Origin of the sequence: Methylobacterium thuringiense (assembly GCF_022179645.1) — a bacterium.
Lineage (GTDB): Bacteria > Pseudomonadota > Alphaproteobacteria > Rhizobiales > Beijerinckiaceae > Methylobacterium > Methylobacterium thuringiense.
Window position 1 is genome coordinate 177,530 of sequence record NZ_BPRA01000001.1, and the last position, 16,519, is coordinate 194,048.

Sequence of the window (16,519 nt, forward strand, 5' to 3'; positions counted from 1 at the left end):
CAGGCGCAAAAACAGTTTGGGTTTTCCATGCTTGCTAAATTTGGGTTAAAAAACTTCAGACGCCTTGAAAATATCATACCCGTAGATATTGCTCCGATAACGCTTTTGGTAGGACGAAATAGTAGTGGTAAAAGTTCTTTTTTGCGTACGTTTCCACTTCTGCGCCAGTCAATACTAACAAGAACCAGCGCGCCTATATTGTGGTATGGCGATTATGTTGATTTTGGTTCTTTTGAAGGGGCCGTGCATAACAACGACAAATCAAAGAATATTTCTTTTATCTTTAATCTTGATAAAGTGACAGTTAGACAGCCTCGAATATATGTCGAAGATCCCTCCTATCCGGTATTTGGGACAGGTCCAGAGATTATATCTAAAGACGTGACGTTAAACGTTTCGATTGGCACTCAGCAAGAAAAAACAAGGCTTTCTCAAGCCGAATACTCATTCAATAATGATGGAATAAACTATAAGGCAACCTTTGACGATCGTGGCAAGCTTACAAGCATCTTAGTTAATGATCGTGAGGGTATAGATAGCTTTGGAAATCACAGAGTTATAGTTCCCACAGGAGCGCTTTTGCCGGAAATTGTAATCTGGCGAGAAGCAGAAAACTCATCTCAAACTGGCTTATTTACTAGATTTGGCGCGCCTGCAATAGATGCAGCCGCACGTCTATTAGCGCCAATGCTTGATAAAAGAATCAAACCAAATCAACTTAGGCATCATATACAGGGCCTATTTTTCATGCCCTCTTTTACTGTTGAAAATATAAAAAAACAAGCAGCCAGAGTATCTACAAGATCGTTGCAGAAGCTGCTTAATAATTTGGGTAATGAACCAAATGACCAGCTTTACAGCGATTTGAATCACCTGTTCTGGCTAAATCGGTTTGTTCCTGCATTCAATGCAGCTTCAACATCAGTCAGATCTACTATAACTGAGTCTTTATACATTGGACCCGCACGCGCTAGAACTGAAAGATACTATAGATATCAAGATTTATCAGTATCTGAAATAGACTCGGACGGAAAGAATTTTCCAATGTTTCTTAATTCGCTGACCGAATCACAAATTTTAGATCTTTCAAATTGGATAAGCAATTTATACGGATACGGAATCAGATTGTCTCGGACGGTTGGCCATTTGACGATCAATCTAGTTGAAGGAAAAACTGTAACAAATGTTGTTGATACCGGATACGGTGTTTCACAAATTCTTCCAGTGTTAGCCCAAATTTGGTGGGCAGTGAATCGTTCTCGGTTCGGGCGCACCTCGCGTCCAAGTCGCGACGTCTCGATGATTGCCATTGAACAACCGGAACTTCATCTACATCCGGCACATCAAGCTCTTTTAGCCGACGCATTAGTTGGAGAGGCCTCTGATGAAAAAGGAGCACGCCAGCGATCTTCTCGGTTAAAATTCCTGATTGAAACGCATAGTGAAGCTCTTGTAAATCGCTTGGGTGAATTGATCGCTCTTAAAAAGCTGTCGCCCGAAGACGTTCAGGTGTTAATTTTTGAGCCAAAAGAAGACGATAGTAGAAGTACCGAGGTAAAAGTGTCAAAATTCGGCTCGGAAGGTGAGTTGTTGAATTGGCCATATGGCTTTTTTCAGGCTAATTTAGCAAAATGATTATTCATCTCGATATCGATCTATCTTCGCTTGATCCAGATAGCGCCACTTTTCAAGATACACTGAGTGAGTTAATTCGATCTCATAGGCGCGGAAATCATTTACTTATTATTAGACGTCAGTTAGTTAATGATTTACTTGGATTAGGTATTTTAGGCGCTGCTGATCGAGCAATGCTGACGCAGATTGCTAGCGATTATGCTCAATCCGGAGATCTACTTAGATCTTCCGAAAAATACGTGCGCGTCGTTAGTCAAATTGACGAAAATATTCGAGAGACCGGAAGAGCTATAGAGATCAATTTTTCGTCAATAGCTAGAAAAAATCTACTGGATAAATCAGTTCTACTTGTTGAAGATACAGTATCTGACGGTGCTTTCTATACTTGGGTTATCAACAATATTGTAGACGTATACAACATACCGAAGGTTTCGTTCACTGTCCAACATGGAGGTGGCGAGCGCACTGCTGCGGTCTTGAAGAAAGAAATCGAGGATGGTCGCATAATTTGCACAATAGTAGATACGGACAAGTATGCGCCGTCAGAGCGAGTTGCAAAAAAAACAGACCAGCTAAATAAGATTATAAAAGATGAAAACTGGCCATTTGCAAAAGTGTTTTCTTTCTTCTGTAGAGAAGTTGAAAATATGGTCCCTGTCGAAGTTATTCGATTTCTACCTTGTTCCGTAGAGCGAAAATTTGAATTGTCGATCTTATTGAATCTTCAAACGAATATAGAGTCTAAAAATATAATACCTAGACTATGGCATTACTTAGATATCAAAAATGGTATTGATCACCAACAACTTAGCGATATAAAAGATGAGTCTGACAAAAGTTGGTTAGTGCAAAAAATAAAAGACGCAGGATTAAACGATCAATCCTTCGAAGTCCGTGGCTTTGGAACACACGTTATACCTCAATTGATGTCTGACAATGCAGCATTAAACGAGCTACGTTCGATAATAAGATCGAGCCCATGGACTTGTTTTTTTGGTGAAGCGATAGCGAAATTTGCCTGGATGGGCGTATGCCCGCGCAGACAATTCGTTTGATTACTTGCGGCTGAAGAAAATTGGGTAAATTTAGAAAGCCCAGTTTGGTGCGGTTGGAACCTTCGTCCGTGGGTTCCGGCGGCAGACCTCAGCAAACCAATACGTCGTATGCCCCTCCTTGCCTTCCCGCCCCAGCACCCCATCTCCTACCCATCGATCTGTGGCCGGACTTTCCGGGCCGTGACTCCTTCGCAGGGCGGTTCCGTCGTTTCCACCCCTATCGGTATCTCCGGCTTTCCGCGTTCGCGCGGGGCGCTTACACGTTGCAAGCCTGCGAAGATTCTAAGGATTCTACATGACCACCGGTACCGTGAAATGGTTCAACGAGACCAAGGGCTTCGGCTTCATCCAGCCGGATGACGGCGGACAGGACGTGTTCGTGCACATCTCGGCCGTCGAGCGCGCCGGCATGCGCAACCTCGTCGAGGGCCAGAAGCTCTCGTTCGAGCTCGAGACCGACAAGCGCTCCGGCAAGAAGGCTGCTTCGCAGCTCCAGTCCGCCTGAACCGCGACACCGCGCCGAACCCCTCGGGGCTCGGCGTATGACAGGAAAGCCGCCCCTCCGGGGGCGGCTTTTTTCGTTTCGGGGTGCGGTCGGTCTCCCGGGCGGGGAGGGGGCGAGGGACGGTTCCGGACGGATCTCGTCGCCGCGAGAGGAGGGGCCCCTGCGAGTTGCCCATGGAAAAAGCCGCCCGGTGAGGGGCGGCTCCTGATCGTCCGGTGGTCCGTCGCGGGCGGGGGCCTGGATCGCGCCGCCGCGCCCGCAAGGACAGAAAGGCGGCTCAGCTCTCGCTGGACTCAGCGCTCTCGCCGGATTCGGCGCCCTCGTTCGTCTCGGTCTCGGGCTCGCTCTCGGCCGGCTTCGGGGCAGCGGGGACACCGCCATTGGTGTCGCGGCGGAAGCGCGAGGGCGGCGAGCGGCGGGCGGAGCCCTTCTCGACTTCGCCGGTGGAGAGGGCGATCTTCTTGGCGCGGGCGTTGAACTCGGCCATCGAGAGGCCCGGCGTCCGACCGTTCGGGGTGTTCTGTGCCATGGTCAGTCCTCCAGGCGCCGTGCGGCGCGCGCTCATCCGGAGCGTCGCGTAACGGCGCGGCAAATCAAAAGCCGTGAAGCCGCGGATCCGAGCGTGGCGGATGGTGGCGGTCCCGGCGTCGCCCAAGGCACCGAATTGCGCAGAGGGTGCGTGGAGATAACACGTCCCGGCCCGCGATGTGCCGATAAAATCCCGCAGGGTCGCGGGCAACCGTTCCCCCGCTCTTGCCGCGCGGAGCACAAAGGTCTACTGATCCACCATCGATCTAAGCCCGGAATTTGGGCCGTGTACGCCTTCGCAGGGCGGTTCGGAATTTCTCGACTTCTATCGGTTATCGGACGGTTCGCCCCCACAGGGTGGCCGATGCACTACGCATGATTTCCTGCGAAGCGACAAGGACGACTATGAGCACCGGCACCGTCAAGTGGTTCAACGATCAGAAGGGCTTCGGCTTCATTCAGCCTGACGACGGCTCCAAGGATGTGTTCGTGCACATCTCCGCTGTCGAGCGCGCCGGCATGCGCAGCCTGGTCGAAGGCCAGAAGATCTCCTACGAGATGGAGACCGATCGCCGCTCGGGCAAGCAGTCGGCCGGCTCGCTCCAGAGCGCCTGATCCGACAGCCACTCCGAAGCCGCTCCGTCCGGGGCGGCTTCTTCGTTTGTTGCAACCGTTCCATTCCAGGTCGGGCCATCCGGGCCGCGGCCGCTACAAGGACCCTACGTGAGCTTCATCAGCCAGAACAAACTCGACGACCGTCTCTCGGCGCAGCAGAAGGCCCGCGAGGCCATGGTGGAACGCTTCCGCAAGCGCCCCAGTGCCGACGATCCGGCCGTCATCGCTCGGAACGCCGAGCGCAAGGCGATCGCCGAGGCCCGTGAGGCCCGCGCCGAAGAGCGCGAACTGGCCCGGATCGCCGAGGAAGAGCGCAAGGCCGCAGAGGTCGAAGCCGCCCGTCAGGCCGAGATCGCCCGCAAGGCCGCCGAGATCGAGGCCGCCGCCGAACGCGCCCGCGAGGCCCAGGCCGCGCAGAAGGCCGAACGCGACGCCCGCTACGCCGCCCGCAAGGCCAAGATCAAGCTGCGCCGCTGAGGCGCTGTGATGCGCCGCCTCCGGGCGGCGCCCGAACCATGTTGGAACCAGAAAGCGAGGGCTCCGTGCCCCACAAATTCAAGCTCGGCCAGCGCGTGAAACGCACGCGCCCGTCGTTCTCCGACGACAAGGCCGGCTTCGGCGACATCTCAGAGGTCGTGCGCCTGATGCCGGCGGACCAGACCGGCGAGGTCTCCTACCGCATCCGCTCCGGCTTCGCCGAGCGCGCCGTGCGCGAAGACGAGATCACCGAAGCCCACTGAGACGAAAGAAGCCCCGCATCACCGATGCGGGGCTCTTTTTTGTCCGGTCGCTCACCCCGCTGGGGGAGGGTGGCTCAGTGGCCGCCCTGCGTCCCGTCGCGGGTCGATTCGTACAGAAACCACGTGCGCTCCTCGGACTGGTCGATCCACTCTTCCAGCAAGCTCGTGGTCGAGCAGTCGCCCGCCTCGTCGGTGACGCCGTGCAGTTCCCGCATGTTGGCGGTGAGGTTCTTGTTGTCGTCGCGCAGCTCCTTGAGCATGTCGAGCGGCGAGACGTAGTCGGCGTTGTTGTCCGCCACCCGCTTCAGACCCTCGGCCTGACCGAGCGAGCGCAGCGTGGTGCCGCCGATCTTGCGGGCACGCTCGCCCACCGCATCGATGATCCCGAAGATCTGCTCGGACTGCTCGTCGAGCAGCAGGTGGTAGTCGCGGAAATTCGGGCCGCTGACGTGCCAGTGGAAGTTCTTCGTCTTGATGTAGAGCGCGAAGAGATCCGAGAGCAGGACGGTCAGGCCCTCGGCGATCTTCTTGGTGTCGGCCGGATCAAGATCGGTCGGGGTGTTGAGGCGGTCGCTGGCGACGCGCAGGTCTGGCTTGGCCTTGGCCATGTCTCGCTCCATTCGGGTTGCGGTGTTGGGTTCGGGGCGCCCGCCGTTCACGTTCCGGCGCGGCGCTTCATCCCAAAAAATGACCGGCAAAACCGAATGTTCCCCTTTGCATGCCCGCACCGCACAAGGCGCACAGCTTAGAGTCGTTCTAATAACTTCAACCGTTCGAGACCGCCCTGTCGTCCGGCCGCGGCATCGCGCCCGAGACGAGGCGCAGGCTGTCGACGGTCAGTTCCGCGCTCGGGCGGGCCAGGGCGGCGAGGCGCTCCGGTGTGGGGGTAGGCAGGCGCACCATCACGATGGTGCCGATGCCCTCGTCCGAGCGGATGCGCAGCGAGCCGCCATGCAGCTCCGAGGTCGAGCGGGCGATGGCGAGCCCGAGGCCCGACCCACGATGGCTGCGGGTGAGATTATTCTCGACCTGCTCGAAGGGCTGCCCGAGCTTGGCCAGCGCACTCTTCGGGATGCCGATGCCGGTATCCTCCACGAAGAGGTGGACGAAGCTGCCGCAACTCCGGCCCCGGATCGAGACGCGGCCGCCGGCGGGCGTGAACTTCACGGCGTTCTGCAGCACGTTGCCGAGGATCTGAGTCAGGGCCCGGTCGTCGGCCAGCAGGCGCAGGCTCTGCTGCATCTCCACGCAGATGCGCAGATTCTTGGCCTTGGCCTCCAGGTCGATGAGCTTCACCGCGTTGCGCACGGCGTCGGCGGCGGCGATGTCGCGGCAGTCGAGGCTGACACGCTTGGCCTCGATGCGGGCCATGTGGAGGATGTCGTCGATGACCGAGAGCAGGTAGGTGCCGCCCTCGCGGATGTCGCGGCAATAGGTGGCGTAGCGCGGGTCGCCGAGTCGGCCGTAGACCTCGCTCTCCATCAGGTCGGCGAAGCCCATGATGGCGTTGAGCGGCGTCCTCAGCTCGTGGCTCATGTTGGCCAGGAACTCGGATTTTGCCTGGTTGGCGATCTCGGCCTTGGCCTTCTGGTCGAGATGTCGCTCGGCGAGGTCGGCGAGCTGGTGGGTCTGGAGTTCGAGGGTCCGGCGCGAGCGCTTGAGATCCTTGACGGTGGCGATCAGCTCGCGCTCGGAGACGACGAGCTTCTCCTGCTGGCGCTTCAGCCCGGTGATGTCGGTGCCGACCGAGACGTAGCCGCCATCCTTGGTGCGTCGCTCCGAGACCTGGAGCCAGCGGCCGTCCGTAAGTTCGACCTCGAAGGTGCGCGCAGAGAAAGAACGATCCTGCGGGCTGGCGCGGCCGACGTCGGGGAGTTCGCGTCGCACCGGCGGCAGCACGCCCCGGCCCATGATGTCGGCGTAGCGGCGGCCCGGGATCGCGTCCTCGGCGGCGAGCGCGTGCAGGTCGCGGAACTTCGAGTTGCAGAGGACGAGGCGGTTCGAATCGTCCCAGAGCACGAAGGCTTCGGAGATGGCCTCGACGGCGTCGCGCAGTCGCATGTCGGCGGTTGCGGTGGATTCGGCAAGGCGGCGCTGTTCCGTGACGTCGACGGCGATGCCGACGAGGTGGCGGCTGCCGTCGGCCTCGTCGTGCACGATCTCGGCGCGGGTGCGCAGCCAGATCCATTCGCCGGAGGCTCCGCGCATGCGAAATTCGTGATCGATGGTGGCCTGGGCGGCGGCGAGGTGGCGCGCGAGGCTGTAGAGGTCGCCGTCGTCGGGATGCACCATGGCGTTGACGTCGCCGAACGAGAGCAGGCCCGTCTCGGCCGGATAGCCGAGCATCGCGTACATCGAATCCGACCAGAAGATTTCGCCGCGCGGGATGTCCCAGTCCCAGAGGCCGCATCGGCCGCGTCCGAGCGCCGTGTCGAGCCGGCGGCGGACCTCGTCGCAGACCCGGTCGGCAGCGTGGGCACGGCGCGTCTGCAGGGTGTAGGCGGCCCCGATGCCGACCACGACGAGCGCCGTGGCGCCGAAGAGTACCGCGAGCGTACAGAGCCGTTCCCACCAGGCGGCGGTGACCTGCGCGATCGGCCGGATCACCGCGACCTGTCCGGTGCCGTCGGGCAACCGATGCACGGCGGCGATCGCCTCCGCACCGTCGGCGAGCCGCAGGATCATCGCGCCGGCGGATTCGGCGAGGGCAGTGAGCACTTGGTCGGCGCCGAGGACGGCGGTGAGCGTCGCCGGGATGCGGACCGGGGCTGGATAGGCCGCGACGATCCGGTCGTCGCGCCCGACGACGAAGATCTGGCGGCCGGGCTGCGTGCCGGCAGGCATCAGGCGATCGAGGCGGTTCTGGGCGGTGGCCCATGTGCTCTCGCCAGTGATGCCGTTCTCGCCGAGGGCCGCGGCAGAGAGCCGTGCGAACCCCTCGACCTCGGCATGTGCCGCGCGCACCACATCGGTGTGCTGGAGCCGCAGGTGCAGGGCGATGACGCCGAGCAGGCAGAGCAGGAAGCCGGCCAGCATGCCCGGGACGGCGAAGCGCAGCCAGGTCTCGGCCCGCATCATCCGTTCGTGAGCTGCGGTTCGCGGTCGCCGGATCCCGAGGATCGTATCGGCGCGCACGCGCGCGGCCAGGGAAGCGGAAACCGCCTCCGGCATGTCGAACTCCTCATGTGTACGGCTGGTACGGCCCGAAGCGGTCACGAACGCTCGCTTCGATTCGCATCCATATTGAGCACTCGGAGCCCCGATTTGTCCACGCCTTTTACGCGTGTTTTTATTGACTCCTTAACTGGGATGAGACTCACGGCGAGTCGTGGGGCCGCGAGAGAAATCGGTTATCCGACAATATGTTAGGTTGTATTTTTCCGGGCCTGTCGCAGGGATGTCGCATACAACCGTCAGATTCCGGGAAAGCGATCGCGGGAATCAGCTCGGAGGCGTGTCATCGGCGCCGCGTGGCGACGGGATCGCGGCCGATTACACCACGCTGTTGCCGCTCGGTTCTGTACGCCGCCGCCGGGATTTTTTCGCGGAGTTCGGCGCTGCCAAACCTCTTGTTTCCGCCGCGTCGAAGGCGGGACAGCATCTCCGCCAGCCGGATCGCCGAATTTCAGGAGTAGACGATCGCGCATCGCCTGGCCGGCGACGAGGAGGCATCGCCGCGGGCAGGCCGTCATCATAACGGTCTTCTACCCGCCGCGCCGGCTTCGATCGGCGAAACCCCGTACGCCCCGGCATCAGCGCCCTACGGCCGCATCCCCCTCAGCCGGCGAGGCTGCGTCCCGCGATGTCGGCGACGTCCCGCGAAAGGCCGCCCGCCGACGCGATCCCGCGCAGTGCGGCTTCGGCTGCCGCGCGGCGCACCGGCTCCAGCTGCCGCCACGAGCCGAAGGCCGTGAGCAGGCGTGCGGCGATCTGCGGGTTGCGCTTGTCCAGCGCAAGCACGGTGTCGGCCACCAGCGCGTAGCCGGCCCCGTCGACCCGGTTGAACTGGGTCGGGTTGGCAAGGCTGAAGACGCCGACGAGCGAGCGCACGCGGTTCGGGTTGGTCATCGAGAAGGCCGGGTGCCGTTGCAGCCGGCCGATGCGCGCGATGGTGTCGTCCTCCGCGATCGCGGCCTGGATCGCGAGCCACTTGTCTAGAATCAGCGGCTCGTCGGCGTAGAGTTCGGCGAAAGCCGCGAGTTCGGCCTCGCGGGCCTCCCCCGGGATCTGCGCGAGGGTAGCGAGGCCGGCGAGCCGGTCGGTCATGGTGGCGGCCGTCGCGATCTGTTCGCGGGCCAATGCGGCGCCGCGCTCGGGATCGGCGACCGCGATCAGATCGAGGGCGGCGTTGCGGAAGGCGCGTCGGCCGGCGGCAGCCGCGGCGGGGCTGAAGGCCGCGCCCGCCGGATCCGCGAGTTGCTCGCGCAAGACGGCGAGCTGGTCGCGAAGCCGCGCGGCGAGGGCCTGACGCAGGCGGCGGCGGGCCGAAAAGATCGCGTCCGGATCGATGTTCGCGCCGATCTCGCTGGCGACCTCGCCCTCGCTCGGCAGCGCCAGCATCAGCGCTGCGAAGGCCGGATCGCGCAGGGCCTCGCCGTCGAGGAAGGCGGCGAGGGCGGCGGCGAGCCCCTCCGAGCCGTCGAGAGTCTCCGATCCGCTACGGGCGGCCTCGATCAGGATGCGGAGCGCCACGCGCTGCGCCGATTCCCAGCGGTTGAAGGCGTCGGTGTCATGGCGCAGCAGCGTCAACTGCTCAGCGTCGCTCAGCGCCATCTCGACCCGCACCGGCGCCGAAAAATCGCGGAAGAGCGAGGGCACGGGCTGCGCTGCGATGTTCTCGAAGGTCAGGCTGTCCTCGGCGCTTTCGAGTACGAAAACGCCGTCCCGCACCCGCGCATTGGTAGCCGTGAGCGGACCGTCCGGCCCGATGAGGCCGAGCGCCACGGGGATCACCAGCGGCGGCGCATCGGCACCCGCGCCGGGCCGGGTCTGGCGGAAGTCGAGGCGATAGGTTTTCGCGGTCGCATCGTAGTGGCCGGAGACGGCGATGCGCGGGGTACTGGGGCGCTCGTACCACTGGGCAAAATGTGCGAGGTCGCGGCCGGTCTCCGTGGCGAAGGCCGCCAAAAAGTCCTCGACCGTCGCGGCGGTGCCGTCGTTCTCGGAAAAATAGCGGTCCATTCCGTTGCGGAAGGCCGCTTCGCCGATCAGCGTCTTCAGCATCCGCACGATCTCGGCGCCCTTCTCGTAGACGGTCGCCGTGTAGAAGTTATTGATCTCGGCATAGTGCTTCGGCCGCACCGGATGAGCCAACGGCCCGGCATCCTCCGGAAACTGGCGCGCCCGCAGCGTCCGCACCTCACCGATGCGGTGGACTGCCCGCGAGCGCATGTCCGACGAGAATTCCTGGTCGCGGAAGACGGTGAGGCCTTCTTTCAGGCAAAGCTGGAACCAGTCGCGGCAAGTGACGCGGTTGCCCGACCAGTTGTGGAAGTACTCGTGCGCGATGATCGCCTCGATATTCGCATAGTCGGCGTCCGTCGCCGTTTCGGGGGAGGCGAGCACGTATTTGTCGTTGAAGATGTTGAGGCCCTTGTTCTCCATCGCGCCCATGTTGAAGTCGGACACGGCGACGACGTTGAACACGTCGAGATCGTAGGCGCGGCCGAAGACCTCCTCGTCCCAGGTCATCGAGCGGGCGACGGCATCGAGGGCGTAATCGGCGCGGGCCTCCTTGCCGGGCTCGACATAGACGCCGAGGGCGACCTCGCGGCCTTCGGACGTCACGAAGCTCCGCCCGACATGGCCGAGGCGTCCGCCGACGATGGCGAAGAGGTAGGCGGGTTTCGGGTGTGGGTCCTGCCAGATGGCGTAGTGGCGATCCGTGCCGGGGACATCCCCGGTCTCGACCGGGTTACCGTTGCCGAGCAGCACCGGGGCTTCCTCCCGCGCCGCCTCGATGCGCGTGGTGTAGACCGAGAGGATGTCGGGCCGGTCGAGGAAATAGGTGATTCGCCGGAAGCCGTCGGCCTCGCATTGCGTGCAATAGACCCCGCTGGAGCGATAGAGGCCCATCAGCTTGGTGTTCGCGGTTGGGTCGACCACCGTCTCGACGGTCAGCGTGAACGGGCCCTGCGGCGGCGCATGGAGCGTCAGCCCCGCGGGCGTCGCCGCATAGGCCTCCGCCGGGAGTGCTTTACCATCAAGGGCCAAGCCGACGAGGCCGAGTTCGTCCCCGTCGAGCACCAACTGCGCGCCCGGCGTCCCGGCCGGGTTGGGGCGCAGCGCCAGCACGGCCGTGATCCGGCTCGCATGCGGATCGAGGCGGATGTCGAGGTCGACGCGGTCGATGAGGTGATCGCTCGGGCGATAGTCTTGGAGACGGATCGTCGGGGGCGTCTCGGTGCGCATGGCGGCTCGACCTCGGGCTCGGACGGTACGGACAGCCCTCTATCGGGGCCGCCGCCGCCGCACGCAACCGCCCCGCGCCGTTGAAACCCGCCGGCCCGGGCCCGATAGTCGGTCCATGAAATTCGCCAATCCGGCTTATATATCAAATATTTAGCTCTGGTAAAATCTACGGTGCGGAGATCAAAACTGCATCACGGCCTACCGCTCCCGCCACGCCTTCGCGATCTGATCGGTGAGGGGTTTGACGAGATAGCTCAGCACGGACCGGTCGCCGATCTGCATGTAGGCTTCCACCGGCATGCCGGGGACGAGCCGCAGGCCACCCAGGCGCTCGGTTTCGCCCGGCGCGATCTTGATCCGGGCAGTGTAGTAGGTCGTCCCCGTCTTCTGGTCCTGCGTCACGTCGGCCGAAACGCGTGAGACCTCCCCGCCAAGTTCCGGCGTGGTGCGGGCGTTGAAGGCGGGAAAGCGCAGCATGGTCAGCTGGCCGACGCGCACATTGTCGATGTCCTGGGGCTGGACCTTGACCTCGACGAGAAGCTGGTCGGCATCTGGCACGATCAGCATGGCCGGCTCGCTCGGGGTCACGAGTCCCCCGATGGTGTGCACGGTCAACTGGTGGACGGTGCCGTCCTGGGGCGCACGCATGTCGATGCGCTTGAGCTGGTCCTCGGCGGCGACACGCTTCTCGACGAGTTCGGACCACTTGCCGCGGATTTCGGCAAGGTCCTTTCCGACGTCGCTGCGCATCTCCTGGTCGATCTGCAGGATCTGCAGGTTGGTCTCGGCAATCTTGCCGCGCGTCGAGGCCGTCGTCGCGATGAGCTGGCCTCGCTCACCCTGGAGCCGAGTGCTGTCGCGTTCGAGTGCCGTAACCCGCTGGAACGGTACGAGGTTCTTGGCGAACAGCTCGCGGATCCCCTTGAGCTCCGTGGCGATCAGCGCGATCTCGCGCTCCTTGGCCGTGGCCTGCTGGGTCAGGCCGTCGATCTCTTCGGTGAGCTGGGCGACCCGCTCACGCAGCTGCGCCTTCTGCCCTTCGCGACCGGCGATTCGGGAGATGAACAGTCTGGTCTCGCCGTCGACGAGATGGGCGACGGCCTTGTCCTCGTTGGCACGGGCGAGCAGATCCGCGGGGAAGTTTACGAACTTGGCGCTTTCGCGCTCGGCCTCGTCCCGGGCGCGACGCGCCGCAAGCTCGTCGAGCGCCTTGAGCACGATGTCGAGATTGGCTCGGGTCTGGGTCTCGTCGAGGCGGATCAGCACGTCGCCGGCTTTCACATGCGCGCCCTCACGCACTAGGAGCTGGCCGACCACGCCGCCGGTGGGGTGCTGCACCTTCTTGACGTCGGACTCGACCACGAGCTGTCCCGACGCGATCACCGCGCCGGCGATCATGGTGTAGGTAGCCCAGCCGCCGACACCGAAGACCAGCACCGCCGAAAGGCCGGCCGCCACCCTCAGATTGTCACGGATCGAGCCGAGGGCGGTCTTGTGCAGCTGGGCGGGAGCGAGGGGAGCAGTCCCGGCGCTCAATGCTGACGACATCAGGCGCTTTCCTGGAGGATGATCGCGCCGGCTCCCGGACGCGATCCCCCGATCTGCATGGAGTGCGGCACGGAGGCAGGGCGCAGCACCTGCTTGAGAATTTCGTCTTTCGGCCCGAAGGCCTGGATACGGCCGTCGGCCATCATCAGCACGAGGTCGACGGCGGCGAGCGCGCTCGGCCGATGGGCGACCACCACGCAGATGCCGCCACGCCGCCGGATACCGCGGATCGCCTCGGTCAGGGCACTTTCACCATCGGCGTCGAGGTTGGAATTCGGCTCGTCGAGGACGACGAGGAAAGGATCGCGGTAGAGCGCACGGGCGAGGCCGATCCGCTGGCGCTGGCCAGCCGACAAACCAGCGCCGCCCTCGCCGATGCGGGTGTTGTATCCGTCGCTCAGCCGCAGGACCATGTCGTGCACGCCAGCGGCGCGTGCGGCGGCGATCACCGGCTCGAACGGGGCGTTCGGTTCGAAGCGGCCGATGTTGTCGGCAATGGTTCCGGCAAAGAGTTCGACCTCTTGCGGCAGGAAGCCGATATGCAGGCCGAGTTCGCTCTTGGGCCATTGGCCGAGCGCGGCGCCATCGATCCGCACCTTGCCCCGCAGCAGCGGCCAGACGCCGACCAAGGCCCTTACCAGCGAGGACTTGCCCGAGGCCGACGGCCCGATGATTCCGAGGCCTTGTCCGGCCTGAAGCGCGAAGGTCGCATCCTGCACGACGAAGCGCGACGTGCCCGGAGGGGCGACGCTGATGCCTTCGATCGACAGCGAGCGCGTCGGCGCCGGCAGCACCAGGGAATGACCCGCCTGAGGAAACTTGGCGAACAGATCGGAGAGCCTGCGCCAGCTCTGGCGGGCTCCGACGAATCCCTTCCAGTTGGCGATGGCGAGTTCGGCCGGCGCCAGCGCCCGCGAGACCAGGATCGAGGAGGCGATGATGATGCCGGCGCTCGCCTGGTTGTTGATGACCAGCCAGGCTCCGAGGGCGAGGACGCCCGATTGAAGCGCCATTCGAAACACCTTCGAGCCGGCACCGAAGCCGCCTGCGATGTCGGCGACGCGCTGCTGGGCGATCATATAGTCGCGGTTGGCCATGCCCCAGCGGGCCGCCAGACGCCCCTGCATGCCCATGGCGGCGAGCACCTCGGCGTTGCGGCGGCCCGCATCGGCCAGCGCGTTGCGGCGCAGCCCGTGGGCGGTGGTTGCCTGGGAGGGCGCACGCGTCGCGCGATCCGTGATCAACGTCACGACCACCAGGACCATCGCCCCGGCGATCGCTGCACAGCCGATCAGCGGGTGGAACAGGAAGCAGATCAACACGTAGATCGGCATCCAGGGCAGATCGAACATCGCTGACGGGCCGCTGCCGGACAGGAACCCCCGCAATTGGTCGAGATCGCGCAGCGGGAGCAGGCCATCGCCGGGCAGGGCACCGTTCAGCGGCGCACGCACCACCACGTCGAAGACACGATCGCTCAGCGCCTCGTCGAGCGCAGCACCGACCCGCGCCAGGATACGCGTCCGGATCGTTTCGAGAAGTCCCTGGAACGCGAACAGCACCAACGCAAGAGCGGCGAGGCCGATCAGCGTCGGCACCGACCGGCTCGGTATCACGCGGTCATATACCTCCAGCATGAAGAACGAGCCGGTTAGGTAAAGGACGTTGACCAGACCGCTCATCACCGCGACGCCGATCAGCGCAGTGCGGCATTCCGACAGAGCCGAGATCAACTCGGATTCTTCAGCTTGATGCAAAACCCGCCCCAAGATCGGCACGATTGAGAAAGTCCACGCGATCACTAGCTCTGTTTTTAGATATTTCTATTAAGACGGTGTCCTAAAATGTGCGCCCCATCCATCAATTATCTAGCTGGTCAACAGGCATTCGCCGAAAGGTGCCGCTCAATCCAAATTATTTCTAAAATAATTCAGTAACTCTATATATCTGTCTTTTGCCTAAAAACAATAACGGAAAAACACTCTCTCAGAACTAATTCTGATCAATAGAAGTTTATTCTTCCCGTAGCAAGTATGGCACAGAAGATATTATTAACGTCAGTATCAGAATTGTAAATGCAGCAATCAATTGATTCGGCGAAACCATCGCGAGCAGAATGCTCGCAATACCCCACTCGCCACGAGGCGTCATAACTGAAATCAAGCTCGTCGCTACAACGATATTTGCGATGACTACGATCCGCCAGTTCGGATGTATACTTAGATTCGACCTGCTTGTATCGGGTGCGCGTCGCTAAGCCTTCACATTTCCGTGCATTCTTTCGACCGACCGGTATCCACCTGGGCGCAAAGCGCTCGAGAACCAAGTCTCTCTAGCGTTCGAAAACTAAATCTAACGATTCCAAAAACTAGGAGAGCGTCTGGATCTCCAGCGCGGCCGGCAGCAGGGAAATGCAGGCTGCCCTTTGGCATTGCTCGTCTTCGTAATGCTGGATCGTTGGTTTATAGATAAATGTTAGGATTTGGACTGCTGTAATTCCAAAGCGTTAGAAATCTCCTAGGTAATAATCGCAGTTAATAATTCGCTAAAAAACTTTCCCAATGCTGAATTTTTGATCACCATGCTTATAGGTCATATTTCCTGGGAGACGACGTCCATGACAAACCGGATCGGCTTCAAGATTTCGGAAGATAATTATCTTGGCGATGCGCAGTTCGTCGTCAAAGTCGACGGCATACAAATCGGGGATGTATTGACTGCCACAGCCGCTCATGCGCTGGGCGATACCGAAGAATTTTTCTTTTTCGGTGACTTCAGTTCGGCTCATCGGGTCTCGGTTACATTCCTCAACGATCTCTATACTGGACCAGGACAAGATCGAGACCTCTATGTCGACAGCTTTACGTTCGACGATCACACGCAGCTTGGTGCCGATGCCTTCTCCAACACCGGATTGCCTGTCGCTACGTCAGCAAACCTGTACAGAGCGAACGACACGGCCACCTACGATGTCAGCCAATACACAGCCGGCTCAGCTGAGCAGCATCAAAATGCGGTGTATCGGTTATACGATGGCATTTCGGGAGACCATCTGTTTACGACAAGCGAAAACGAGCTTCATCAAGTGCTCAAGAACCTGCCCAGTTATCATCTTGAAGGTGTCGTCGGATCTACGCCCGATATCGGGCCGGGTACCGAGGACGTTTTTCGATTCTTCAATACCGTGACAGGCGATCATTTCTTGACCACGAGTACAGCTGAACGCGATCAGGTTCTCAAAGCCCTACCGGATTACCACTACGAAGGCGTCGCGTTCCAAGCCTATGTCGATCCGAACGCGGTTGGATCCGGTGGCGAGACCATGGAGCGGTTCTTCAACACGAAGGCGGGCGTGCACATGTATACCTCTGACGCCAACGAGATCAAAATGATCAACGCCGGTCAGGAGGGACCGGGCTGGATCGACGAGGGCAAGGCTTTCACAATTCACGTCGCCGCCGAAGGGCTGTTGCACGCTTGAT

At 61.1% G+C, this 16,519-nt stretch carries 13 protein-coding genes; 7 read left to right on the forward strand and 6 right to left on the reverse strand.

The genetic code is table 11. From position 1 onward, the window contains the following. The first annotated feature begins 27 nt into the window (after positions 1 to 27). The 3 genes from MFF07_RS00730 to MFF07_RS00740 all read left to right on the forward strand — a co-directional run bounded on the left by MFF07_RS00730 (position 28) and on the right by MFF07_RS00740 (position 3,195). A complete protein-coding gene (locus MFF07_RS00730) occupies positions 28 to 1,635 on the forward strand; it encodes a DUF3696 domain-containing protein (RefSeq protein ID WP_238230363.1) in 1,608 nt (535 codons plus the stop codon). After that, complete coding sequence (locus MFF07_RS00735; RefSeq protein WP_238230366.1) at positions 1,632 to 2,690, forward strand: hypothetical protein; 1,059 nt, start codon at positions 1,632 to 1,634, stop codon at positions 2,688 to 2,690. Before MFF07_RS00730 ends, MFF07_RS00735 begins: the two co-directional genes overlap by 4 nt. A 295-nt stretch (positions 2,691 to 2,985) precedes the next feature. Beyond that, positions 2,986 to 3,195, forward strand: coding sequence for a cold-shock protein (locus MFF07_RS00740; protein ID WP_147817390.1), 210 nt, complete (start codon positions 2,986 to 2,988; stop codon positions 3,193 to 3,195). 277 nt (positions 3,196 to 3,472) lie between these two features. Here the strand turns inward: MFF07_RS00740 and MFF07_RS00745 are convergent, their stop codons facing one another. Further along, positions 3,473 to 3,724 carry a hypothetical protein gene (locus MFF07_RS00745; RefSeq protein ID WP_147817389.1) on the reverse strand — a complete coding sequence of 84 codons (252 nt, stop codon included), beginning with the start codon at positions 3,722 to 3,724 and terminating at the stop codon, positions 3,473 to 3,475. Positions 3,725 to 4,128: 404 nt separating this feature from the next. Between MFF07_RS00745 and MFF07_RS00750 the strand changes: the two genes are divergently transcribed. From MFF07_RS00750 to MFF07_RS00760, 3 genes are all read left to right on the forward strand, one after another. After that, positions 4,129 to 4,338, forward strand: coding sequence for a cold-shock protein (locus MFF07_RS00750; protein ID WP_147817388.1), 210 nt, complete (start codon positions 4,129 to 4,131; stop codon positions 4,336 to 4,338). A 108-nt stretch (positions 4,339 to 4,446) separates the two neighbouring features. Further along, positions 4,447 to 4,815, forward strand: coding sequence for a DUF6481 family protein (locus tag MFF07_RS00755; RefSeq protein WP_147817387.1), 369 nt, complete (start codon positions 4,447 to 4,449; stop codon positions 4,813 to 4,815). Positions 4,816 to 4,853: 38 nt separating this feature from the next. Then, positions 4,854 to 5,078, forward strand: coding sequence for a hypothetical protein (locus MFF07_RS00760; RefSeq protein WP_373322211.1), 225 nt, complete (start codon positions 4,854 to 4,856; stop codon positions 5,076 to 5,078). A 74-nt stretch (positions 5,079 to 5,152) separates the two neighbouring features. Here MFF07_RS00760 and MFF07_RS00765 read toward each other — a convergent pair whose 3' ends face one another. From MFF07_RS00765 to MFF07_RS00785, 5 genes are all read right to left on the reverse strand, one after another. Continuing rightward, positions 5,153 to 5,686 carry a Dps family protein gene (locus MFF07_RS00765; RefSeq protein ID WP_238230368.1) on the reverse strand — a complete coding sequence of 178 codons (534 nt, stop codon included), beginning with the start codon at positions 5,684 to 5,686 and terminating at the stop codon, positions 5,153 to 5,155. A gap of 157 nt (positions 5,687 to 5,843) precedes the next feature. Next, complete coding sequence (locus MFF07_RS00770; protein ID WP_238230371.1) at positions 5,844 to 8,249, reverse strand: PAS domain-containing sensor histidine kinase; 2,406 nt, start codon at positions 8,247 to 8,249, stop codon at positions 5,844 to 5,846. A 606-nt stretch (positions 8,250 to 8,855) separates the two neighbouring features. Further along, positions 8,856 to 11,489, reverse strand: a complete 2,634-nt coding sequence (gene pepN, locus MFF07_RS00775; RefSeq protein WP_238230373.1) for an aminopeptidase N — start codon at positions 11,487 to 11,489, stop codon at positions 8,856 to 8,858. A 198-nt stretch (positions 11,490 to 11,687) separates the two neighbouring features. Further along, positions 11,688 to 13,037: an HlyD family type I secretion periplasmic adaptor subunit gene (locus tag MFF07_RS00780; protein WP_147817382.1), complete on the reverse strand. Its 1,350-nt coding sequence runs from the start codon at positions 13,035 to 13,037 to the stop codon at positions 11,688 to 11,690. After that, positions 13,037 to 14,719 (reverse strand): type I secretion system permease/ATPase, encoded by a 1,683-nt coding sequence (locus MFF07_RS00785; protein WP_246682772.1) that lies wholly within the window; start codon positions 14,717 to 14,719, stop codon positions 13,037 to 13,039. The genes MFF07_RS00780 and MFF07_RS00785 overlap by 1 nt, the downstream gene beginning before the upstream one ends. Before the next feature lie 935 nt (positions 14,720 to 15,654). Here MFF07_RS00785 and MFF07_RS00790 point away from each other — a divergent pair. Then, entirely contained in the window at positions 15,655 to 16,518 is an 864-nt protein-coding gene (locus MFF07_RS00790) for a carbohydrate-binding domain-containing protein (RefSeq protein ID WP_187272533.1), read from the forward strand. The last annotated feature ends 1 nt before the right edge of the window (position 16,519 follow it).